Source organism: Pseudomonas sp. TAA207, assembly GCF_001529285.1.
Taxonomy (GTDB): domain Bacteria; phylum Pseudomonadota; class Gammaproteobacteria; order Pseudomonadales; family Pseudomonadaceae; genus Aquipseudomonas; species Aquipseudomonas weihenstephanensis.
In genome coordinates, this window is the sequence record NZ_LLWJ01000066.1 from 74,167 (window position 1) to 97,098 (window position 22,932).

A 22,932-nucleotide genomic window follows, 5' to 3' on the forward strand; every position below is an offset into this window, starting at 1 on the left:
GCCGACTTAGCACATGATTTTGTCTACACCCTCTTAGGTGTCTGACTGTCATTTATGACAGGTTAAATTATCTGATTCTGACTCTATATTGTTTTTGCGGCAGCTCTTGGAGTAAGGGCTAGTGCTAAATCAGGGAGATATGAATCATGACGCATAATATTATGGGGATTGACCCATGCGATGCCCAGAACCAAGCAGTTTTTAATGTATCCGCTCAAAAACGAACGTTTGTAGATCAGCGCACTGGATTATTTGAAGCCTATGTTCCACTGCCTTCAGTAACGGGCAACGCAGGGTGTGGCCCCGTAGTGGATATGGGACTGTTTTACTCTCCAGTCGTCAATAATCAGGCGGGTTTGGGTGATGGCTGGTCCTTTGCGTTTACGACGTACGATGAAGGCAGTTCCAAGCTAACGCTGCATACCGGCGAAATTCTGAGTGTTAAAAAAAATGAGAATTTGAACGTTTCGGGAGTTTGGGTTACGTGGGATGAGAAGGAAAAAACATTAAGTGTTTTACGTAAAGATGGGCGAGAAGAAAAACTCAAAGCCGCCGGTAAAAGTAAGATTTATGTGCCAGAGACCATCCTTGACGATACCTTAAATAAATTGTCCGTCACTTGGAATATAACGGAACAACAGCTGGGTAATGTCACGCACTACCAAATTAAACTGGCGGGTATAAAAGACTCGGCGCGAGAATTGCTCCGTGTGAATTACACAGCGTCGCAAGCTAAAGACTACGATACCTGTGCACAGGTCATTTTTTGGCCCGACAGCACCGAAAAAATGTCTTTTGAACTTCGAATGAAAGAGTATGCACTAAAGGCGGTAGTTGCCCCCGAACAAACGAGTACAACCTTATCGTATTTGGATCACGCGAAATGTGGCTGGCTGTTGACGGAGATAATCAGTTTTGACGGTCTCCGGGAAACAGTTGGTTATAAGGATAATGGGCTGAAATTTGATGACAATCCTAAGCTCACACAGTTGCCGTGCGTAGAGTTGCATACGATAACGCCCATCGGCGCGGGCTGCGAACGCACCGTGTGTGCATACAAGTATGAGCGGCTTAATGATAAGCGCTATAAAACAACATTGTCCTATAAATCTAAAGATAGTTCGGTGGTGCGCACGGAGAGCTATCTGTATGGCGCTGATCATAATCTGCTTGAAGAGATTGTTGATCACTCGGGAAGCTCTATAAAAAAAGAATATACACAGGAGTCAGACGGTCTTCTGACTGCGGTAACCTATCAAGACAAGGACAGAGGGAGTCCGCGCAAGGAAACATTTTTTTCTGCATTTGATGAGATGGGGTGCCGTTCTTCAAAGGATGGTGTAATAAATTATTTGATTAATGATAATGGCGCTGCGCTCAATAGCCATGAAAAGTATAAAGATATCGGGGCCACTATCGGTTATCGGTGTCTAGCCAAGAAAGAAGCGGAACCAGCACATGAAGAAGATTATATAAATAAGCTATGTAGGGGGGACATTGATAAACGAGTAGCGATCTCTGACTTTGTTGGCGGTTATGCTCGAGCAGAATTGACAATGGTTAATAAAAAATTGTTCAAGGATACTAAGTCTTGCTTGTCTTTTGAAAGCTCAGGAGTGGGAAATGTGGGGTCTGATTTTAACCAAATTGTGCTTTTAAAATATCATTCTTATCAAAAACGGTTGGGCAGGGTGGGTAATAAGATTAGCAGAACGTTGACTATGGCCAATGCGATCGGAGACATTAAAAAGTCTGCATGGTTGGGGCAATGGTTTAGCTATTATGAGGATGAAGACTTCCGCTGCGGGAGAAAAAAGACGGTCGAACAAGGGACAGTGAGTGAGCGTGGGGAGTTGGCTAACCCTACAGAACCTGCCTACACCTATGAATATTCACTGAGCAAAACCGAACTCACTACAACGACCAAGGCACGTTGGGAAAAAGACGTCCGTGAGAGTTCGCAAACCCACAGTGTTTTAAGCGGTCGACTGCTGGCTGAGACAGACGCCGATGGCAATAAATCTGTTTATAGCTACGATGACTATGGGCGACTTAATAAAAAAACGGTGTGCGCACAAAATGAAACTTACAAAGCGTCCACATCGTTCTCTTACCCCACTGTATCCCGTCTGGAAATTACTGAGCCTAATGGGCTTACGAAGGCGATCGAGTATGATGGTCGAGGTAATATTACTCAAGAGCTACAGCGCTTTGATAACCCAAAGACCCAGAAGATTGAGTGGATTCCCACGTTGGCTATCAACTATGACGCCTTGGGCCGTACAGCACGCATCGAGAAGTATGATTCTGCTGGCACCGTGCAGATCAGTGAGTGGTGCAATATCAAGTATGACAACTGGGGTGAGGAATGTGGGCGTGACTACAGTAATGGCACGAAAGAATATTATGAATACAATCCGGTCAAATTAAGTAAAGTTGAGGGTAAAGCTGAGGCTGGAGACGATAGGACTCTCACGCTCTTTAATGCAGATATGTCTATTAAAAGCATTGAAGAACATAGGCTTTCTCGCTCGAATGGGACGCGGAATTTTTCCTATAATGAGGCCGGTAAATTAACGAATGAAATAGTGAGCGGCGAGCTGGGTAAGGTCTCTATTTCTTATGCATACGACGGCATAGGGCGCGTTTTGAAGGAGACGCACGCAGAGTATAAGAAAGACGAAGCATCAGCGTGTTTGGAGTTTACGTATCACTATACATACGCTGCCAACTGGCTCTCCAGTGAACCGTTGAAAATTGAAATTGAAGCCGACGGGGAACGCAAGACGCTTGGGGAACGTCATATTGACGGTTGGGGCCGAGTGACGACGTTGAGTCGAGGAGCCAACACAGAGGCGTTCACGTTCAAAGGTGCTAGTACAGTCCCTTTTTCGCGAAAAATCGGTGACACTACCTTTACATACGAGTACATCAAGGAGTTGGGTAATCGACTGAGTACTGTAAAAAGTACCAAAGGAGGGACTCAGACGCTTACCTATAGCTACAATAAACAATCCAGTTCTTCAGCCGTAGAGGACTCTGTCAAGCTGGATTATAAACACGCCGACGAGTTCAAAGTAAGCAAACAGTCTCATGGCAATACTAAAACGGGCAAGGGGCACGCATTGACTTCATCCTGTTCCATAGGTGGGCGTCTGCTCAGTGAAGTCGATGCGCAGGGTAACGAATCGACGTTTACTTATAATGAGCTTGGGCAACGTGTTAAAACAGTCAGCAAGGAAGTTGTTACGCAGCATGTTTATAATGATAAAGGTCAATTGAAATCTGAGACCTTGACCTTGACGGATAAAAAGACGCTTCCCGTCGCTGTGGAATATGAGTATGACCTGTCGCTTAGAGAAGTCTCCCGGCATTACAAAGTGTCTGGAAGTGTTTTGTTCACCCTGGCGACGGATTACCATTTAAATGGTAATTTAAGGGGCGTTGAACTCAAGCAGAAGGGAAAAGTTCTGGCATCACGCGGGTTGGAGTACGACGCCAATAGTCGAGTCGTTAAATGTTCAGTCAAAGGCGCATGGATGAGCAAGACCCCGAAAAACAATAAAAATGTGGACAGCCAGACGTTCACCTATGACGCGCTGGGGAACGTGAAAACCTGTATCAGTAACGTCGTTGGAGGCAATCCATGTACCAGTACTTATACCTATGACACCCTCAGCAACAGTCGACTCGAAAAAGTGGATCATGCTGCCCACCCTGATTATCCTGCCACTGCCACGCTTCAGTACGACTCAGAAGGGCGGGTGACACAGGATCAAAACGGCAAAAAATATAGTTATGACGGGCTAGGAAGGTTAATCAAGGCCGGGTCAAGTGTGTACACCTATGACCCTTTGAATCGTTTCATGGGGCACGGAGAGGGACAAAATCAACGGCATATTGTTTACGATGGCCTTCAAGTTCGGGGAGAAATTGATCCGACTGACACCCGCACAGGGCGCTATCTAAGCCCAGGCAGTGCGGCGTGTACGGTGCAACGGGTGCGGCGTTCAGAAGTCGACAGACTTCTATTGGAAATGCGAGATTTTGATGGAACTGTACTGGTCAGCTATGACCTTTCTGCCGACACCATGAAGCATCATGCTTATAGCGCCTATGGCGAGCACTTCTCGGAAGAAAAAGATTCTTTGTTGGGTTTTAATGGTGAGTTTCGCGACCCTAATACTGATCAGTATCCGTTGGGTCAAGGCTATCGCTGGTATGCGCCCGATAGCATGCAGTTTCACGCTCAAGACTCATTGAGCCCGTTTGGGCTTGGAGGCCCGCAGGCGTATGGGTATTGCAATGGCAACCCGGCCAATCTCAAAGACCGCACTGGGCACTTTTCAGTCAATAACAGGTTATACCAAGCGTGGGGTGGCAACGTTCCTAAGCCTCTTGGTCTCGGATCCAACGGCCCAATGATAGGTACTGTGTTGTGGGCTGGCCTTGGGGTATTAACCGCCATTTTTTCGGGGGGGGTCTCGCTCTTGCTGCACGCCGCATTGATCGCCGCTGCTGTTGTGGCGATGGCATTGGCAGTGACCGCTGTTTTGATTAAGGATACGAATCCGGCTTTGGCATCGATCCTGACGTGGGTGTCGTTCGGCTTCACGATGGCGGGTGGTGTTGGCATGCTTGCGCGAAAAGTATCCTTGCTGCTCGCTCAGTTGGGTCGTGCTTCGGCGGGGATGGCTCGTAAATTGATGAGCAATCTGAAATATTCGGCCTGGCTCGGTCGATCAAACGTTTATAAGGTGCCGAAATTATCAGTTAATGACATTGGTCGTCCTATTAATAGATGGAATTTTCTAGGCAACTCGGGTGGCGCGTCATACGAATCCGCTATGGTTAATTTTGCAAAAAATAGTACTCAAGTACCTGTAGCTACGATGTGGCTCGCTCCTGCGACAGCCACTTCTAACCTGGCATCGGCTGGCGGAAAAATGAGCATCATGCAGCGGTTTTGGGCCCAAGGCCTTGAGTCACTCGATTTAGACGACTTGAACTCGGTCATTTGTGGAGTAACCGGGGTGCTGGGCAATAGCGGCTATTTCGATTCAGAACGGGCCGCTGAGATTAATGCAAATATTAATAACTTGACGTGGACCCCTTGGACTAGCGCTTTTTCCAGATGATGAATGCAAGGGCCGTCCGCAGCGGTCACTCGCGTGAATGGTATTGACTTCGAACACCCCAAGACGGTTAAACCCTCTTGGGGTGTTTGACTTTAGGCTCTGTACGACACCAGCTGAAACCCATTTGAATGCCACGGGCATTGAAATTCAGTAAAGTCCGCGACCATCAAAGGCAGTAGCCCACGATGGGCAAACGGTACGAACTCCCCGACGCAGTCTGGGATTTGGTTGCAGACATCTGCTATGAATCACGCCGTCGCGGGCGCCCACGAACAGATGATCGCTTGATGATCAACGGCGTCCCTTGGGGACTCTGTTCTGGCGCCGCCTGGCGCGATATGCCTGAGCGCTTTGGCCCATGGTCGACGGTTTACTGAGGCTCAGGGCGCGAAACGCAAACTGGCTCGAATGCCCTGAACTTCAGGCTCAACGGCTTTGTAACCGTCCGCCGGGCCTGCGTAGGACAGCGCATAAGCGTGGCTGCCACGGGTGGCGGCCACCAGGGTCTGGGTCATCAGATGATTGCCGTTCTGCGTGATTTTGCAGGTGGTCTCCAGCGCATCCAGGCCGCCCAGCGTGCTGGCGTGGATTTTATTGCACGCGCTCTGATAGCCGCCTTTGGCGAAGTTTTGCTGCAAGGTTTTACGCATTTGCAGCAGCACAGCGTCCATGTTGACCTGATGCTCGGGTGCCAAGGTGGTCTGGGTCAGCTCCATGACCATCAAAGGGTCACCGTTGGCGTCATTTTTCACCGCGCGCTGGCGCTGGCCATTGTCGTCTGGTGCAGGCGGTACCGCTTGTACCTCCCAGCCCCCGGGCCAGGTGATTTGGGTCGAATCGGCCCAAGCCGGAGTTAACCCGAATGTACAGAGGAGTCCGATCAATGCACTACAGCGCGGTGAAACAGTCATGGGGAGCGGGCCTTATGGGCGTTTTTTGACTGTCAGATTGTATCAATAGGTGTCCATATATTGCTTTGCTCTGCCAGATGTTTTTCACCTTTGCTCAGCTAAACCTTTGCTTCTTATGTCTAATCCCGGACAATCGCGCCCTTCTTATGGCTGGGGCGTTGTCTGTAAGGTGTGTTTTGTCCGCCCCGGCCGCGTGGTAACGACCGGCTAGCGGAGATTCGACCGGATGAATGACCAGGCTAATAGCGTCGACGAACGTTTCGACGAGACACCCGCGACACTCACTCGCTGGAACCGCCAAGACACCACCTGGATGCTGGGCCTGTTTGGCACAGCCATTGGCGCAGGCACTTTGTTTTTGCCGATCAACGCCGGACTTGGCGGCTTTTGGCCGCTATTGATTCTGGCGCTGTTGGCGTTCCCCATGACCTTTTATGCGCACCGTGGCCTGACCCGCTTCGTGCTCTCCGGGCGTGAGGGTTCTGACATCACGGACGTGGTAGAAGAACACTTCGGCCTCAAGGCTGGCGCAGTCATTACGCTGCTGTACTTTCTGGCCATCTTTCCCATCCTGCTCATTTACAGCGTGGCGCTGACCAATACGGTGAGCAGTTTCATGCTCAACCAACTGTCGATCACGCCCCCGCCACGGGCACTGTTGTCGCTGGTATTGATCCTCGGCCTGTTGATTGTGGTGCGCTGCGGCGAGCAAGTGATCGTCAAGGCCATGAGCATGATGGTCTACCCGTTTATCGTGGCGTTGCTGTTTTTGGCGGTGTTTCTCATTCCGCACTGGAACGGCGGCATTCTGAGCACGGCCAGCACGTTGCCAGAGCCTTCGACGTTCCTGCACACGCTGTGGCTGGCGATTCCGGTGATGGTGTTTTCGTTTAACCATTCGCCGATCATCTCGGCCTTTGCTGTCGATCAAAAGCGCCGCTACGGTGAAAATGCCGACGAGCGCAGCTCACAGATCCTGTCCCGCGCCCACCTGCTGATGGTGGCGATGGTGCTGTTCTTTGTGTTTAGTTGCGTGCTGACCCTGTCGCCTGCACAGCTGGCCGAAGCCAAGGCTCAGAACCTGTCGATCCTGTCCTACCTGGCCAACCACTTCAGTAACCCGACCATTGCGTTTGCTGCGCCGCTGATTGCCTTTGTCGCGATTGCCAAATCGTTCCTGGGTCATTACATCGGTGCCAGCGAAGGGCTTAAAGGCCTGGTACTCAAAACCGGCAAGCGTCCGGCAGCCAAAACCCTGGACCGCATGACCGCCGCGTTCATGCTGATCGTGTGCTGGGCGGTTGCGACGCTGAACCCAAGCATTCTGGTGATGATCGAAACCCTCGGCGGCCCGGTGATTGCGGCCATCCTGTTCCTGATGCCGATGTACGCCATCCGCCGGGTGCCGTCCATGCGCAAGTATTCGGGCAAAATTTCCAACGTCTTCGTGACGCTGGTGGGGCTGATCGCGATTTCGTCGCTGGTTTACTCGCTGATTCCTTGATCCCTGTAGCGGTCGTCGCCTGACTGTGCGGCGACCGCCTGTGAATCCCCGCAATCCCCGCCCTTCGCCATCCGTACTTGCCTTGAGCTGTGGCAGCGCGGTCAACGTGCCGTACGTCATTTCAGCGTTTGCCAGCGTCAAAGAGCATTGATCCGCATCAAGAGTGCGCCCGCACACAGGCATAGGCTTAAACCTTCCATGCAGCAGCAGGAGGTCCTGGATGAGCATCATCGTGACCGGTGCGGCCGGGTTTATCGGCAGCAACCTGGTAAAAGCCCTCAATCTGCGCGGTGAGCGCGACATCATCGCGGTGGATGATCTGACCGATGGCGACAAGTTCCGCAACCTGGCGGACTGTGACATCGCGCATTACTTCGACAAACGTGACTTTGTGCAACGCTTTGCCGATCGCCAGCTCGGTGACGTGCGCGCGGTGCTGCATCAGGGCGCGTGCTCCAGCACGGTTGAGCATGACGGTCGCTTGATGATGGACAACAACTACCGTTACAGCTGTGACCTGTTGCAAGCCTGTCAGGATCAGTCCGTCCCGTTGGTGTATGCCTCGTCGGCGGCGGTGTATGGCTCTGGTACGGACTTTCGCGAAGTGCGTGAGTGTGAACGCGCGCTCAATGTGTACGGTTGGTCCAAGAGCCTGTTTGACCAAAGGGTGCGCCAGCTACTGCCCAGGGCGCGCAGTCAGATTGTCGGTTTGCGCTACTTCAACGTGTACGGCCCGCGCGAACAGCACAAAGGGCGCATGGCGTCGATGGTGTGGCACTGCGTTAACCAGTATCGCGAGCGCGGGTTTGTTGAGTTGTTTGGCGAATACGGCAACTACCCGGCGGGTGGTCATTTGCGCGACTTTGTGTCGGTGCAGGATGTGGTCAAGGTCAATCTGCACTGGTTGGACCATCCGCACACCGGCGGTATTTTCAATGTGGGCACAGGGCGCGCGCGCTCGTTCAATGATCTGGCCTTGGCAACGATTAACAGCCTGCGTGCGGCTGAGGATCGGCCCCCTTTGACCCTGGAAACTGCGTTGCTCGAAGGAGTGCTGCGCTACTGCGAATTTCCCGACAGTTTGAAGGGCAAATACCAGGTGTACACCTGTGCCGATCTCACTCAACTGCGTGAAGCGGGGTATCGCGAGCCAATGCTGACGCTAGAGGAGGGGGTGCAGCGCTATATCGGCACGATAAACCGGTAGAAGCCCTGTTACCGGCCCACTATTGCGCCTGTAATACGTGTAGCCGTTGACGCGAAGCGCTCGCTAATTCCTTGACGCGGTGCCTCACAGACACCGCGTCACGGGGTTGCAAGCGCTTCGCAATCGAACGTCGCCTTCGGCACCGGCTGCATCACATGCAGCCGCAGCCTGTGGGCGTTGCGGGTTAGTTACCCGACAACAGCGCTTCCAGCTTCTCTTGGTCACGGGCGAACTGACGGATGCCTTCTGCCAGTTTTTCAGTGGCCATCGCGTCTTCGTTGGAGGCCCAACGGAACTGCGCTTCGTTGAGGATCAGGCGCGGCTCGCCGCCATTGCCGGGGCTCAGTTTGCGCGCCAGCGTGCCTTGCTCTTGCGCCAGTTTTTCGATCAGGTCCGGGCTGATGGTCAGGCGGTCGCAACCGGCCAACTGCTCGATCTGGTTGAGGTTGCGAAAGCTCGCGCCCATGACCACGGTGTTGTAGTCATTGGCTTTGTAGTAGTTGTAGATGCGGGTCACGGACTGCACGCCCGGATCATCGGAGCCGGTGTAGTCAATCCCGGTGGATTTTTTGTACCAGTCGTAGATCCGGCCTACAAACGGGGAGATCAAAAACACCCCGGCGTCAGCGCAGGCGGCCGCTTGGGCAAACGAGAACAGCAGGGTCAGGTTGGTTTGAATTCCGGCTTTTTCCAGCTTTTCAGCTGCGCGGATACCTTCCCAGGTCGAGGCCAGTTTGATCAGCACGCGATCGCGGCCTACACCGGCTTTGTCGTACAGCTCGATCAGTTGATTGGCTTTTTGCAGCAGGGCAGGTTCATCAAACGACAGGCGTGCATCGACTTCTGTCGAAATGCGGCCCGGAATCACGTTCAAGATACCGCTACCCACAGACACCGCGAAGTGGTCGCAGGCCAGGCCGACATCACCCTTGGCGTGGCTGATGGCACTTTGCAGCAGCTCGGCATAGCCGGGCATGGCCGCAGCCTTGAGCAGCAGAGAAGGGTTAGTGGTGGCGTCTACGGGTTTAAGACGGGTAATCGCGTCGAGGTCGCCGGTGTCTGCGACCACGGTGGTGAACTGCTTGAGTTGTTCCAGCTTGGAAGTCATGAGCGTGCTCTGTCCGAAAAGTATTAATGGCTGTGAAGATTGAGTGCGTCGTCGATCAAAAGTTCGCTAAACATCAGGTCTGGCAGCATGCCGCTCAAGACGTGGGTTATGCAACCAGTGTGTGCGCGCACGCGCCATTAGATCCCTTTCGAACAGGCTTTTTAGAACTTCAGTGTGCCCTGACCCGATGTGCGCACAGGCTCTTCGCTCATCTGTACGGCATTGATGGTTTTGCCCGTGGCCTCTTCAACCCGACGTGCCACTTGCGGGTCGTCCGCGAAGGGGATAAGGCTGGCTTCGTCGATGTCGCGCTCGGTTTGATGCTTCAAACACCAACTGATCGCGAAATAGAGGCTGGTCACGGCCGCCATGTTCAAGGCGATATCAATCATCTCTGAAACTCCTTATTAAGCACCGCGCAAACCGTAGGGTTTGCGCGGTGTGTGGGTCAGGCGATTTGCGCTGACAACTCGGCTTTTTTGAAGTCAGGAACGCGCACAGTGCGCCACACGTTGTAGGACATCAGCAGCATGCCGGTGAGGAAGAACACGCCTCCCACCAGTCGCACCACGAAGCCCGGGTGGCTGGCTTGCAACGATTCCACAAACGAGTAGGTCAACGTGCCGTCATCGTTGATGGCGCGCCACATCAGGCCCTGGGTGATGCCGTTGACCCACATCGAGGCGATGTACAGCACGGTGCCGATGGTGGCCAGCCAGAAATGCAAGTTAATCAGCGCCACGCTGTACATCTGCTCGCGGCCATACAGTTTGGGGATCATGTGATACACCGCGCCAAAGGTGATCATCGCCACCCAGCCCAAGGCCCCGGCATGCACGTGGCCGATGGTCCAGTCGGTGTAGTGGGACAAGGCATTTACCGTTTTGATGGCCATCATCGGGCCTTCAAAGGTCGACATGCCGTAGAACGCCAGTGACAGCACCAGAAAGCGCAGGATCGGGTCAGTGCGCAACTTATGCCAGGCGCCCGACAAGGTCATCATGCCGTTGATCATGCCGCCCCAGCTGGGGGCCAGCAGGATGATCGACATGGCCATGCCCAGCGATTGCGCCCAGTCAGGCAGGGCGGTGTAGTGCAGGTGGTGCGGGCCGGCCCAGATGTAGAGGGTAATCAAGGCCCAGAAATGCACGATGGACAAGCGATAGGAGTAAATCGGGCGGCCGACTTGTTTGGGCACGAAGTAGTACATCATCCCCAGGAAGCCTGTAGTCAGGAAGAAGCCCACGGCGTTGTGCCCGTACCACCACTGCACCATGGCATCCGTCGCGCCCGCGTACACCGGGTATGACTTGAACCAGTCCACTGGAATCGACAAGTGGTTGACCACGTGCAGCATGGCAATGACCAGAATGAAGGCACCGAAGAACCAGTTGCCGACATAGATATGCTTGGTCTTGCGTTTGACCACGGTGGTAAAAAATACGATGGCGTAGGCCACCCACACCACGGTTAACCACACCGCGCCGGTGAACTCGATTTCGGCGTACTCCTTGGTGGTGGTGTAGCCCAGTGGCAGGGTGACCAACATGATCACAATCACCGATTGCCAGCCCCAAAACGTAAACGCGGCCAGTTTGTCGGAGAACAGCCGCACCTGGCAGGTGCGCTGCACGGCGTAGTAGCTGGCGGCAAACTGTGCGCTGCCGGCAAAACCGAAAATCACCAGGCTGGTGTGCAGCGGCCGTAAACGGCCGAATGTGGTCCAGGGCAGGTCGAGGTTCATGGCGGGCCAAGCCAGTTGAGAGGCAATCCAGACCCCCATGGCCATGCCGATAACGCCCCACACCACCGTCATGATGGTGAATTGGCGCACGACCTTATAGTTATAGGCCTGCCCGTTTAGTGCTGTGCTCATGCTCAAGTCTTCCACGGTTCAAAGTCCTGCCAGACCTCGTGGTCTGGCGCAGGTTGAACTTTAGAAACCCTGCGCATAACAAAACAGATCCAGAAAAACATAAATAATACGGATCAGATATAAAGGCTGTTTTAAGGCTTTAAATCGCTATCTGATCTGCTTTTTTGGATATTTACTGATTTTTTGAATACTCTGCGCCGTATTGACGCAGGTTCACAGCGTGCGCGTGATAAATGGGCGCTGGATCACACCTGCTACGCAATGCACGGCGAATCAGTGACGATTGCCCAAGGCTTGTCTATACCTTAAACACCGTGTGCATGCGGTTGCGCTTTCTACAGGAGTTTCATCATGAAGTTGGGCTTAATGATCGGTGCGCTATGCCTCGCCTCGCTTGGGCTGGGCGGTTGTTCAAGCAATGTTCCGCAACCGGATGAATACTCCGGTTTTTTGAAGGACTACAGCCGTCTCAAAGAAGCAAAATCGCCCTCTGGCGCTGATGTCATGCGCTGGGTTGACCCCAATCTCAACGTTAACCAGTTCACCAGCGTCTATATCGAACCCAGCCAGTTCTATCCAGCGCCACAACCCACCGCAAAAATTCCGCAAAGCACCCTCACGGCCATCACCCATTACTACGATCAGGCACTCAAGCGTGAGCTGAGCAAATCGTTACCCTTGGCCAGCGCACCGGGGCCAGGCGTGATAGTGGTTCGCCCGGCAATCACGGCGGTCAGCAGCAAGACTGAAAGTCTCAAGCCGTACGAGTTGATCCCGGTGGCGTTGGTGGCGGCCGCCGTGAGCACCGCTTCGGGTATTCGTGATCAGGAAACCGACTTGGCAACAGAGGCCGTGTTTATCGACGGCAGAACCCAGGATGTGGTGGCGCAAGTGGTGCGCAAAGGCACGGGCAAACCGCTGGAAAACGACAGCCAGGTCATGAAGGCCGATGATGTGAAGAATGTGATCGATGGCTGGGCCTCCGACCTGCATCAGTCGTATTTGAAACTGAAGCAGTAAAGCGTTGCACCATCCACCCTTTACAGGGGCGAGGTACGCTCGCCCCCCCGCGCCATAACGCCAGTAGCAAGGGGTTGTAAGTTTTTTGCGTAACTGTATTCAGAAAAAGTGCGGATCTGTAGGAGTGTGCGTGTAGGAATTTGTCTGAATAATGTTAAGAATCGTCTTAATGTGATGTTCAGCATGACATTTTGCAGGTAGGGCATAGGTCAGCAGAATGTTTTCATGTTTAACTTCGGCCTCTTCAAAAACTGTTAAGAAGGACATTGTTCATGGCTCAAGTGACGCTTCAAGGCAACCCTGTACAAGTCAACGGCAACCTGCCAGCAGTAGGCGCCAAGGCACCTGCGTTCTCGTTGGTTGCGGGTGATTTGTCCGATGTAACGTTGGCCAGCTTTGCCGGTAAACGCAAAGTACTGAACATTTTTCCAAGCGTTGATACCCCGACGTGCGCGACGTCGGTGCGTAAGTTCAACGAGCAGGCCAGCAACCTGGCCAATACCGTTGTGCTGTGCATCTCGGCCGACCTGCCATTCGCTCAAGCGCGTTTCTGCGGCGCTGAAGGTCTGGAAAACGTTAAAAACCTGTCCACCCTGCGTGGTGCAGAGTTCATCCAAAACTACGGCGTGGCCATTGCTGACGGTCCGTTGAAAGGCCTGACAGCTCGCGCTGTTGTGGTGCTGGATGAAAACGACAACGTGCTGCACAGCGAGCTGGTTAAAGAGATCGCTGAAGAGCCGAACTACGAAGCCGTATTGGCTGTATTGAAGTAAGCCTCGGCGCTTCACCTAAAACGGCCCGGCATTGATTGCCGGGCCGTTTTTTTTCGCATGCGCCGACCGGCGACGCGAGACAACCCAGCCGTCGTAAAACCCTTGTGTCCGGTGTTTTCGACCCATCACGCGCTCAGGATTTACGTCTGCTTGGCGCTTGATCGCAGCCTCGCCACTCGACAGTGGCCACACGTCTTGGGCTTATTTAGCCCTTAAACCCGCTCCAGACACCCCGTTAACGTAAATACCCGGTAAAGAGCCTTTTCTTAACGGCCCACACTGCTTATCGTTCAGCCTTCTCGAATTCAAGCCCTCGTGCCTAATGGTTGATCACTCCATGCAATCCTCTGTTTCACACAAATCCCGTCGCTGGCTGGTTGGCCTTTTGCTCCTGTTGATTGTCATTGGCCTGTGCTGGTGGCTGTGGCCTTCAGCCTCGAAAAACCAGCAGGCGGCCCAGCCTGCCGGGCATACCGGTAAGTCGGGGATGATGCGCCCAGGTTTTGGCGGCTCCACGCAGGCGGTGCCGGTCAGGGTCTCTGAAGTGAAGCGCGGGGACTTCCCGGTGTTCTATAAGGCTCTGGGCACCGTGACGGCGCTGAACACGATCAATGTGCGCAGTCGGGTGGGGGGAGAGTTGGTCAAGGTGTACTTCAAAGAAGGGCAGATGGTCAAAGCGGGGGAGTTGCTGGCTGAAATCGACCCGCGCAGCTATCAGAACGCATTGCTGCAAGCAGAAGGCACGCTGTTGCAGAACCAGGCCCAATTGAAAAACGCTCAGGTCGATGTGCAGCGCTACCGCGGCCTGTACGCCGAAGACAGTATCGCCAAGCAAACCCTGGACACCGCTGAAGCGTTGGTCAGCCAATATCAGGGCACGGTCAAAACCAATCAGGCAGCGGTCAACGACGCCAAGCTCAACCTTGAATTCACCAAGATTCGCGCCCCGATCAGTGGTCGTGTGGGGCTGCGCCAACTGGATGTCGGCAACCTGGTCGCGGCCAATGACACCACAGCCTTGGTGGTCATCACCCAGACCGAGCCTATCGTGGTGAGTTTTACCTTGCCCGAAACCGATCTGGCACTGGTGCTTGCCCGCTATCGCTCAGGCGCAAAACTGCCGGTGCAGGCGTGGGATCGAGGCGATCGTAAAGAGCTGGCGGTCGGGGTGTTGAGCAGCATCGATAACCAGATTGATATCACCACCGGCACCCTGAAATTCAAGGCGCTGTTCGAGAACCGTGATCAAGTCCTGTTCCCCAATCAGTTTGTCAGCGTGCGCTTGCTGGCCGACACCCTGAAGGATGTAGTGCTGGCCCCGTCGGCGGCCATTCAGTTCGGCACTGATGGCTCGTTTGTGTACGCGCTGGAGGGCGACGACAAAGTCAAGATTCGCCACATTAAAGTGGGGGCCACTGACGGTGACGTGAGCGTCATTGAAGAGGGCCTGGCGGCAGGTGATCGCGTGGTGCTCGAAGGCACCGACCGTCTGCGTGACGGGGGGGCGGTCGAAGTGGTCAATGACAGCGCTCAAGTGCCTGCCACGCCTGCTTCGCACCTGCAAGGCGGGGCCGATGCCGATGCCGGTACTGCGCAGGCTACAGACACTGCCAAGACCAAGGCCCACGAATGAATCTGTCGCGGCTGTTTATCCTGCGTCCGGTCGCTACCACGCTGTGCATGCTGGCCATCGTGCTGTCCGGGATCATCGCCTATCGCTTGTTGCCGGTATCGGCCCTGCCTCAGGTGGACTACCCGACCATCCGCGTGATGACGCTGTACCCCGGTGCCAGCCCGGACGTCATGACCAGTGCCGTAACGGCGCCACTGGAGCGTCAGTTCGGGCAAATGCCGGGGCTGACGCAAATGGCCTCCACCAGTTCCGGCGGCGCGTCGGTGTTGACCTTGCGCTTCAATCTGGACATCAACATGGATGTCGCCGAGCAACAGGTGCAGGCCGCGATCAACGCTGCCAGCAACTTGCTGCCGAGCGATCTGCCAGCACCCCCGGTGTACAACAAGGTCAACCCGGCGGACACCCCGGTACTGACCTTGGCCATCAGCTCCAAAACCATGCCGTTGCCCAAGCTCAACGACTTGGTCGACACGCGCATGGCGCAGAAAATCGCACAGATCAGCGGCGTCGGCATGGTCAGCATTGCGGGCGGGCAACGCCAGGCGGTGCGGATCAAGGTCAACCCGCAGGCGCTGGCGGCCAATGGTTTGAACCTGGCCGATGTGCGCACCTTGATCGGCGCCTCTAACGTCAACCAGCCCAAGGGTAACTTTGACGGTCCGACCCGGGTCTCGATGCTCGATGCCAACGATCAACTTAAAACCCCGCAGGAATACGCCGAGCTGATTCTCGCCTACAACAATGGCGCGCCATTGCGCCTCAAGGATGTGGCCGAAATAGTCGACGGTGCCGAGAACGAACGTCTCGCCGCGTGGGCCAATGAGAACCAGGCGGTGCTGCTCAATATTCAGCGTCAGCCGGGCGCCAACGTGATTGAGGTGGTGGACCGCATCAAAGCGCTGCTGCCCAGCATCACCGACAACCTGCCCGCCGGTATCGATGTGACCGTGCTGACCGACCGCACGCAAACCATCCGCGCCTCGGTGCGCGATGTGCAGCATGAACTGCTGATTGCCATTGCGCTGGTGGTGATGGTGACGTTCCTGTTCCTGCGGCGTGCCAGTGCCACGATCATTCCCTCGATTGCCGTGCCGCTGTCATTGGTCGGTACGTTTGGCGTGATGTACCTGGCCGGTTTCTCGATCAACAACCTGACCTTGATGGCGCTCACCATTGCCACCGGCTTCGTGGTGGATGACGCCATCGTCATGCTGGAAAACATCTCGCGCTATATCGAGGAGGGCGACAGCCCGATGCAGGCGGCGCTCAAGGGCGCCAAACAAATTGGCTTTACCCTGATTTCGTTGACGCTGTCACTGATTGCCGTGCTGATCCCGCTGCTGTTTATGGCAGACGTGGTCGGGCGTTTGTTCCGCGAGTTCGCCATCACCCTGGCGGTGGCGATTCTGATCTCGCTGGTGGTCTCACTGACCCTGACGCCGATGATGTGCGCGCGTCTGCTCAAGCCTGAGCCCAAAGAAGCCGAGCAAGGTCGGTTCTACCGCGCCAGCGGTGCCTGTATTGACTGGATGATTGCCGAATACGGGCGCATGTTGCGCTGGGTACTCAAGCATCAGCCTTTAACCCTGCTGGTCGCCATCGCCACCTTGGCCCTCACAGTGTTCCTGTACCTGGTGGTGCCCAAGGGCTTCTTTCCGGTGCAGGACACCGGGGTGATTCAAGGCATTTCTGAAGCGCCGCAGTCCATCTCGTTCAGCGCCATGAGCCAGCGTCAGCAAGAGTTGGGCAAAATCATTCTGCAAGACCCGGACGTTGAGAGCCTGTCGTCCTACATCGGCATCGATGGCGACAACGCGACGCTTAACAGTGGTCGCATGCTGATCAACCTCAAGCCGCACAGCGAGCGCAGTGAAACCGCGACCGAGGTGATTGCGCGGTTGCAACCGCAGCTCGACAAATTGGTGGGTATTCGCCTGTTCATGCAGCCGGTACAGGACTTGACCATCGAAGACCGTGTGAGCCGCACTCAATACCAGTTCAGCCTGTCGTCCCCGGATGCCGAGCTGCTCAGCACCTGGAGCCAAAAGCTGGTCAGCGCATTGGCCAATCAACCTGAACTCAAAGACGTCGCCAGCGACCTGCAAGACAAAGGTTTGCAGGTGTACCTGGTGATTGATCGCGATGCTGCGTCCCGTCTGGGCGTCTCGGTGGCCAATATCACGGATGCGCTGTATGACGCGTTCGGGCAGCGGCAGATTTCGACCATCTACACCCAGGCCAGCCAATACCGTGTGGTGTTGCAGGCGCAGGACGGCGAGAAAATCGGCCCGCAGGCGCTGGACCAGATTCACGTCAAAACCACCGACGGCGGGCAGGTTCGCTTGTCGAGCCTGGCCAGGATTGAAGAGCGCCAGGCGCAACTGGCCGTGTCGCACATCGGCCAATTCCCCTCGGTGATGGTCTCGTTCAACCTGGCGCCCGGCGTGGCGCTGGGGCAAGCCGTTGAATTGATCGATCAGGTGCGCAAAGACATCGGTATGCCGGTCGGTGTGCAGACCCAGTTCCAGGGTGCGGCGCAAGCGTTTCAGGCCTCGCTGTCGAGCACCTTGTTGCTGATTCTGGCAGCGGTGGTGACCATGTACATCGTGCTGGGCGTGTTGTACGAGAGCTACATTCACCCGATTACCATCCTCTCGACCTTACCGTCCGCGGCCGTCGGGGCTTTGTTGGCGCTGATTCTCAGTGGCAACGATCTGGGCATGATCGCCATCATCGGCATCATCCTGCTGATCGGTATCGTGAAAAAGAACGCGATCATGATGATCGACTTCGCCCTCGATGCTGAGCGCAATCAGGGCATGGCCCCCGAGCAGGCGATTTACCAGGCGGCGCTGCTGCGCTTCCGACCGATTCTGATGACCACGCTGGCAGCCCTGTTTGGTGCCGTGCCGTTGATGCTGGCCACCGGTTCCGGGGCCGAACTGCGTCAGCCTTTGGGCCTGGTGATGGTCGGCGGTCTGTTGGTCAGCCAAGTGCTGACCCTGTTCACTACCCCGGTGATTTACCTGTATTTCGACCGACTCGGCCGCCGCTGGCGGGGTGATGTGGCCCAGCCTGAGCAGGCGTCGGTATGAACCTGTCCGGGCCTTTTATTCGGCGGCCGGTCGCCACTATGCTGCTGAGCCTCGCAATCATGTTGCTGGGCGGGGTGAGTTTTGGCCTGTTGCCGGTGTCGCCGTTGCCGCAGATGGATTTTCCGGTGATTGTGGTGTCGGCCAACTTGCCGGGTGCCAGCCCCGAGGTCATGGCGTCGACCGTGGCCACGCCGCTGGAGCGGGCCTTCGGTGCGATTGCCGGGGTCAACACCATGAGCAGCAACTCAAGCCAGGGTTCAACCCGGGTGATTTTGCAGTTCGATCAGGACCGCGACATCAACGGTGCCGCGCGCGAAGTGCAGGCGGCCATCAACGCCTCGCGCAACCTGCTGCCCAGCGGCATGAAAAGCATGCCGACCTACAAGAAAATCAACCCCTCGCAAGCGCCCATCATGGTGCTGTCACTGACCAGTCAAGTGCTGTCCAAGGGTCAGTTGTACGACTTGGCCTCGACCATCCTGTCGCAAAGTTTGTCGCAGGTGCCGGGGGTTGGAGAGGTGCAGATTGGCGGCAGTTCGCTGCCTGCCGTGCGTATCGAGTTGGAGCCGCAACTGCTCAACCAGTACGGCGTCGCGCTCGATGACGTGCGTCGCACCATCGCCAACGCGAACGTGCGCCGGCCCAAGGGTGCGGTGTCCGACGATGAACATAACTGGCAGATCCAGGCCAACGATCAACTGGAAAAGGCCAAAGATTACGAACCGCTGATTATCCGCTACCAAGATGGCGCCGCGTTGCGCCTCAGCCATGTGGCCACGGTCAAAGACAGCGTTGAGGACCGCTACAACAGTGGTTTTTTCAACAATGATGCGGCGGTGTTGCTGGTGGTCAACCGGCAGGCCGGGGCCAACATCATTGAAACCGTGAACGCGATCAAGGCGCAGTTGCCAGCTCTGCAAGCGGTGTTGCCGGCCAGTGTGCAACTGAACGTGGCGATGGACCGTTCACCGGTGATCAAAGCCACCTTGCACGAAGCCGAAATGACCTTGCTGATTGCTGTGGCGCTGGTGATTTTGGTGGTGTTTCTGTTTTTGGGGAATTTTCGCGCCTCGCTGATCCCGACGCTGGCGGTGCCGGTGTCGTTGGTGGGCACCTTTGCCATCATGTACCTGTACGGTTTTTCGCTGAACAACCTGTCGCTGATGGCGCTGATCCTGGCCACCGGGCTGGTGGTCGACGATGCGATTGTGGTGCTGGAGAACATCTCGCGCCATATCGACGCCGGGATCGCGCCGATGAAAGCCGCGTACCTGGGGGCCAAGGAAGTCGGTTTTACCTTGCTCTCGATGAACGTCTCGCTGGTGGCGGTGTTCCTGTCGATTCTGTTTATGGGCGGGATTGTCGAAAGCCTGTTCCGCGAGTTCTCCATTACTCTGGCGGCCTCGATTGTGGTGTCGCTGGTGGTCTCCTTGACCCTGACCCCGATGCTCTGCGCGCGCTGGCTCAAGCCTCACGTGCCGGGCACTGAAAACGCCATGCAGCGCTGGAGCATACGCCTCAACGAGCGCATGGTCAGCGGCTATGCGCGCAGCCTGGATTGGGTGTTGCGGCACAAGCGCCTGACGCTGTTGAGCCTGCTGCTGACCATTGGCGTCAACGTGGCGTTGTATGTGGTGGTGCCTAAAACGTTTATGCCGCAGCAGGACACCGGGCAGTTGATCGGTTTTGTACGCGGTGACGATGGCCTGTCGTTCAGCGTGATGCAGCCCAAGATGGAAATCTTTCGCAAGGCGGTGTTGGCAGACCCTGCGGTAGAAAGCGTGGCGGGCTTTATTGGCGGTAACGGCGGCACCAACAATGCGTTCATGATCGTGCGCCTCAAGCCGGTGTCTGAGCGCAAGGTGTCGGCGCAAAAAGTCATCGAACGCTTGCGTGAAAACATGCCCAAGGTGCCGGGCGGCCGCCTGATGCTGATGGCCGATCAGGACCTGCAATTTGGCGGCGGACGTGATCAAACCAGTTCGCAATACTCCTACATCCTGCAAAGTGGCGACCTTGCCGAACTGCGCGCCTGGTATCCCAAAGTCGTGGCCGCGTTCAAGGCGCTGCCGGAGTTGACCGCCATTGATGCGCGCGAAGGCCGTGGCGCGCAGCAAGTCACGCTAGTAGTCGACCGCGACCAGGCCAAGCGCCTGGGGGTGGACATGGACATGGTCACTGCCGTGCTCAACAACGCCTACAGTCAGCGCCAGATTTCTACCATTTACGACAGCCTCAACCAGTATCAAGTCGTCATGGAGGTCAACCCCAAATACGCCCAAGACCCCGAAACCCTGAATCAGGTGCAGGTGATTACGGCCGAGGGCCAGCGCATCCCGTTGTCGGCGATTGCGCACTATGAAAACAGCTTGCAGAACGATCGCGTCTCGCACGAAGGTCAGTTTGCGTCAGAGTCCATCGCGTTTGACATGGCACCCGGCGTCACGCTGGAGCAGGGCACCGCGGCCATTGAACGGGCGATTGCCAAGCTTGGGCTGCCCGAAGAAGTGATTGCAAAAATGGCCGGGACGGGCGACGCCTTTGCCGACACGCAAAAAAGTCAGCCGTTCATGATTCTTGGCGCGCTGGTGGCGGTGTACCTGGTGCTGGGGATTCTCTACGAAAGCTACATTCATCCCTTAACCATCCTTTCGACCTTACCGTCGGCGGGGGTCGGGGCGTTGTTGAGCATCTACCTCACGGGCGGAGAGTTCAGTCTGATCTCGCTGCTCGGTTTGTTCTTGCTGATCGGGGTGGTGAAGAAAAACGCGATTCTGATGATCGACCTGGCGCTGCAACTCGAACGTCACTCAGGCATGAACCCGCTGGAGTCGATCCGCAGCGCCTGTTTGCAACGTTTGCGCCCGATTCTGATGACCACGCTGGCCGCCATTCTCGGCGCCCTGCCGCTGATGCTCAGTACCGCCGAGGGCGCCGAAATGCGTCAACCGCTGGGCCTGACCATCATCGGCGGTTTGATCTTCAGCCAGATCCTGACCCTTTACACCACCCCGGTGGTTTACCTCTATCTCGACCGCACGCGCCATCGTTTCAATAAATGGCGCGGCGTGCGCACTGATGCTGCTCTGGAAACTGCGCTATGACCCATCGTTTGCTTACCCTTGCACCGGCTCTGTCGTCCCAACCGTGGACGCTGGCCCCCGGCTCGCGCCTGTTGGCACTGGTGCTGTCCGCCCTGTTGCTCAACGCCTGCGCGATTGGCCCGGATTATCAGCGCCCTGACACCACCACACCGGTGGCGTTCAAGGAAGCGGCGGGCTGGCGCCAAGCCAACCCAAGTGACGCTTTGGCGCGGGGTGCGTGGTGGGAGCTGTATGGCGACGCGCAGCTCAATGACCTGGTCCAGACCCTCAACCGCTCCAACCAGACCGTTGCGCAGTCCGAAGCCCAGTTTCGTCAGGCGCAGGCCCTGGTGCGCAGTGCGCGCGGAGCTTTCTTTCCGAGTGCCGACTTGAGCGTGGGTAAAACCCGTTCCAGCCAGGGCACCGGCAGCTCCAACTCCAGTTTGACCAGTTCCAGCAGTGGCATTCGGGACACCCTGAACGCGCAGGTCGGCGTGAGCTGGGAGGCCGATGTGTGGGGCAAGTTGCGCCGGGGCCTGGAAGCCAATGAAGCCAGTGCCCAGGCCAGCCTGGCCGACCTGGCGGCCATGCGTTTGAGTCAACAGTCGGAACTGGTGCAAAACTACCTGCAATTGCGTGTGATCGACCAACAGAAACGCCTGCTGCAAAACACCGTCGTGGCCTATGAGCGTTCGCTGAAAATGAGCGAAAACCAATACCGCGCAGGCATCTCCGGCAAAGATGCCGTGGCTCAGGCACAAACCCAGCTGCGCAACACCCAGGCCAACCTGATCGACCTGATCTGGCAGCGGGCCCAGTTTGAAAACGCCATCGCCGTGCTCACCGGGCAACCGCCCGCAGGTTTCACGCTGGCCGAAACCCAGGCGGTGCCTGCCTTGCCACAAATCCCTGTGAGCTTGCCGTCGCAGCTGTTGGAGCGGCGCCCGGATATCGCTTCGGCGGAACGCTCAATCATTGCGGCAAACGCCAACATCGGGGTTGCCAAAGCGGCGTACTACCCTGATTTCAGCTTGAGCCTGTCCGGCGGTTACAGCAGCAGTACCTATGAAGACTGGATCAGCGTGCCGAACCGTTTTTGGTCGGTGGGGCCCAAAATCGCCTTGCCGCTGTTTGATGGTGGCCAGCGTTCGGCCGAAGTGGATCGCAATGAAGCGCTGTATGACCAGACCGTCGCCAAATACCGGCAGACCGTGCTCGATGGTTTTCGCGAAGTTGAAAACTACCTGGTGCAGTTGAAGGTGCTCGAAGACGAGGCCGTGGTGCAGCAGCAGGCGCTGGAATCGGCGCGTGAGTCGTTGCGCTTGACCAGCAACCAGTACAAGGCGGGCTTGATTGCCTATCTGGACGTGGTCGTGGTGCAAGCCACGGCGTTGAGTGCAGAGCGCACCGTACTCAACCTGCAACAAAGCCGATTGATTGCCAGCGTTAATCTGATTACCGCGCTGGGTGGCGGTTGGGATGGCAACACCGACTTGAGCGCGAACGAGAAGGCCGCTCAATAGTCATGAGCCTGGTGCGTAGCCGTTGGCGCAGGCCACGCACGGGCGGCTCATCTTCGAC

General features: G+C 56.0%; 13 protein-coding genes and 1 pseudogene. 10 read left to right on the forward strand and 4 right to left on the reverse strand.

What is annotated here, in order from left to right; translation table 11 throughout:
- Positions 1–146 precede the first annotated feature (146 nt).
- Together AP059_RS12585 and AP059_RS22040 are read left to right on the forward strand one after the other, a co-directional pair.
- Positions 147–5,138, forward strand: coding sequence for an RHS repeat domain-containing protein (locus AP059_RS12585; RefSeq protein WP_059763329.1), 4,992 nt, complete (start codon positions 147–149; stop codon positions 5,136–5,138).
- A 185-nt stretch (positions 5,139–5,323) separates the two neighbouring features.
- Positions 5,324–5,512: pseudogene (locus AP059_RS22040) on the forward strand (transposase); the annotation flags it as partial.
- A 6-nt stretch (positions 5,513–5,518) separates the two neighbouring features.
- On the opposite strand, the gene AP059_RS12590 reads toward AP059_RS22040, so the two are convergent.
- Positions 5,519–6,049, reverse strand: a complete 531-nt coding sequence (locus AP059_RS12590; protein ID WP_059763328.1) for a DUF4946 domain-containing protein — start codon at positions 6,047–6,049, stop codon at positions 5,519–5,521.
- A 226-nt stretch (positions 6,050–6,275) separates the two neighbouring features.
- Here AP059_RS12590 and AP059_RS12595 point away from each other — a divergent pair, with 226 nt between their 5' ends.
- Entirely contained in the window at positions 6,276–7,553 is a 1,278-nt protein-coding gene (locus tag AP059_RS12595; protein WP_059763327.1) for a serine/threonine transporter, read from the forward strand.
- A 220-nt stretch (positions 7,554–7,773) separates the two neighbouring features.
- Positions 7,774–8,760, forward strand: coding sequence for an ADP-glyceromanno-heptose 6-epimerase (rfaD, locus tag AP059_RS12600; protein ID WP_059763326.1), 987 nt, complete (start codon positions 7,774–7,776; stop codon positions 8,758–8,760).
- A gap of 184 nt (positions 8,761–8,944) precedes the next feature.
- Here the strand turns inward: rfaD and tal are convergent, their stop codons facing one another.
- From tal to ccoN, 3 genes are all read right to left on the reverse strand, one after another.
- Positions 8,945–9,868, reverse strand: a complete 924-nt coding sequence (gene tal / locus AP059_RS12605) for a transaldolase (protein WP_059763325.1) — start codon at positions 9,866–9,868, stop codon at positions 8,945–8,947.
- A gap of 161 nt (positions 9,869–10,029) precedes the next feature.
- The gene (locus AP059_RS12610) at positions 10,030–10,260 is read right to left on the reverse strand and encodes a hypothetical protein (protein ID WP_048365011.1); all 231 of its coding nucleotides are present in this window, start codon (positions 10,258–10,260) and stop codon (positions 10,030–10,032) included.
- Between the two features lie 56 nt (positions 10,261–10,316).
- Positions 10,317–11,744: a cytochrome-c oxidase, cbb3-type subunit I gene (gene ccoN / locus AP059_RS12615; RefSeq protein ID WP_059763394.1), complete on the reverse strand. Its 1,428-nt coding sequence runs from the start codon at positions 11,742–11,744 to the stop codon at positions 10,317–10,319.
- Between the two features lie 351 nt (positions 11,745–12,095).
- Between ccoN and AP059_RS12620 the strand changes: the two genes are divergently transcribed.
- The 6 genes from AP059_RS12620 to AP059_RS12645 all read left to right on the forward strand — a co-directional run bounded on the left by AP059_RS12620 (position 12,096) and on the right by AP059_RS12645 (position 22,874).
- Positions 12,096–12,764 (forward strand): DUF3313 domain-containing protein, encoded by a 669-nt coding sequence (locus AP059_RS12620; protein WP_059763324.1) that lies wholly within the window; start codon positions 12,096–12,098, stop codon positions 12,762–12,764.
- A gap of 272 nt (positions 12,765–13,036) precedes the next feature.
- The gene (gene tpx / locus AP059_RS12625; protein WP_059763323.1) at positions 13,037–13,537 is read left to right on the forward strand and encodes a thiol peroxidase; all 501 of its coding nucleotides are present in this window, start codon (positions 13,037–13,039) and stop codon (positions 13,535–13,537) included.
- A gap of 322 nt (positions 13,538–13,859) precedes the next feature.
- Positions 13,860–15,170 carry an MdtA/MuxA family multidrug efflux RND transporter periplasmic adaptor subunit gene (locus tag AP059_RS12630; protein ID WP_059763322.1) on the forward strand — a complete coding sequence of 437 codons (1,311 nt, stop codon included), beginning with the start codon at positions 13,860–13,862 and terminating at the stop codon, positions 15,168–15,170.
- Positions 15,167–18,268: an MdtB/MuxB family multidrug efflux RND transporter permease subunit gene (locus AP059_RS12635; protein ID WP_059763321.1), complete on the forward strand. Its 3,102-nt coding sequence runs from the start codon at positions 15,167–15,169 to the stop codon at positions 18,266–18,268. Before AP059_RS12630 ends, AP059_RS12635 begins: the two co-directional genes overlap by 4 nt.
- The gene (locus AP059_RS12640) at positions 18,265–21,372 is read left to right on the forward strand and encodes an efflux RND transporter permease subunit (RefSeq protein WP_059763320.1); all 3,108 of its coding nucleotides are present in this window, start codon (positions 18,265–18,267) and stop codon (positions 21,370–21,372) included. Before AP059_RS12635 ends, AP059_RS12640 begins: the two co-directional genes overlap by 4 nt.
- Positions 21,369–22,874 (forward strand): efflux transporter outer membrane subunit, encoded by a 1,506-nt coding sequence (locus AP059_RS12645; RefSeq protein WP_082706793.1) that lies wholly within the window; start codon positions 21,369–21,371, stop codon positions 22,872–22,874. Before AP059_RS12640 ends, AP059_RS12645 begins: the two co-directional genes overlap by 4 nt.
- Positions 22,875–22,932: the final 58 nt, after the last annotated feature.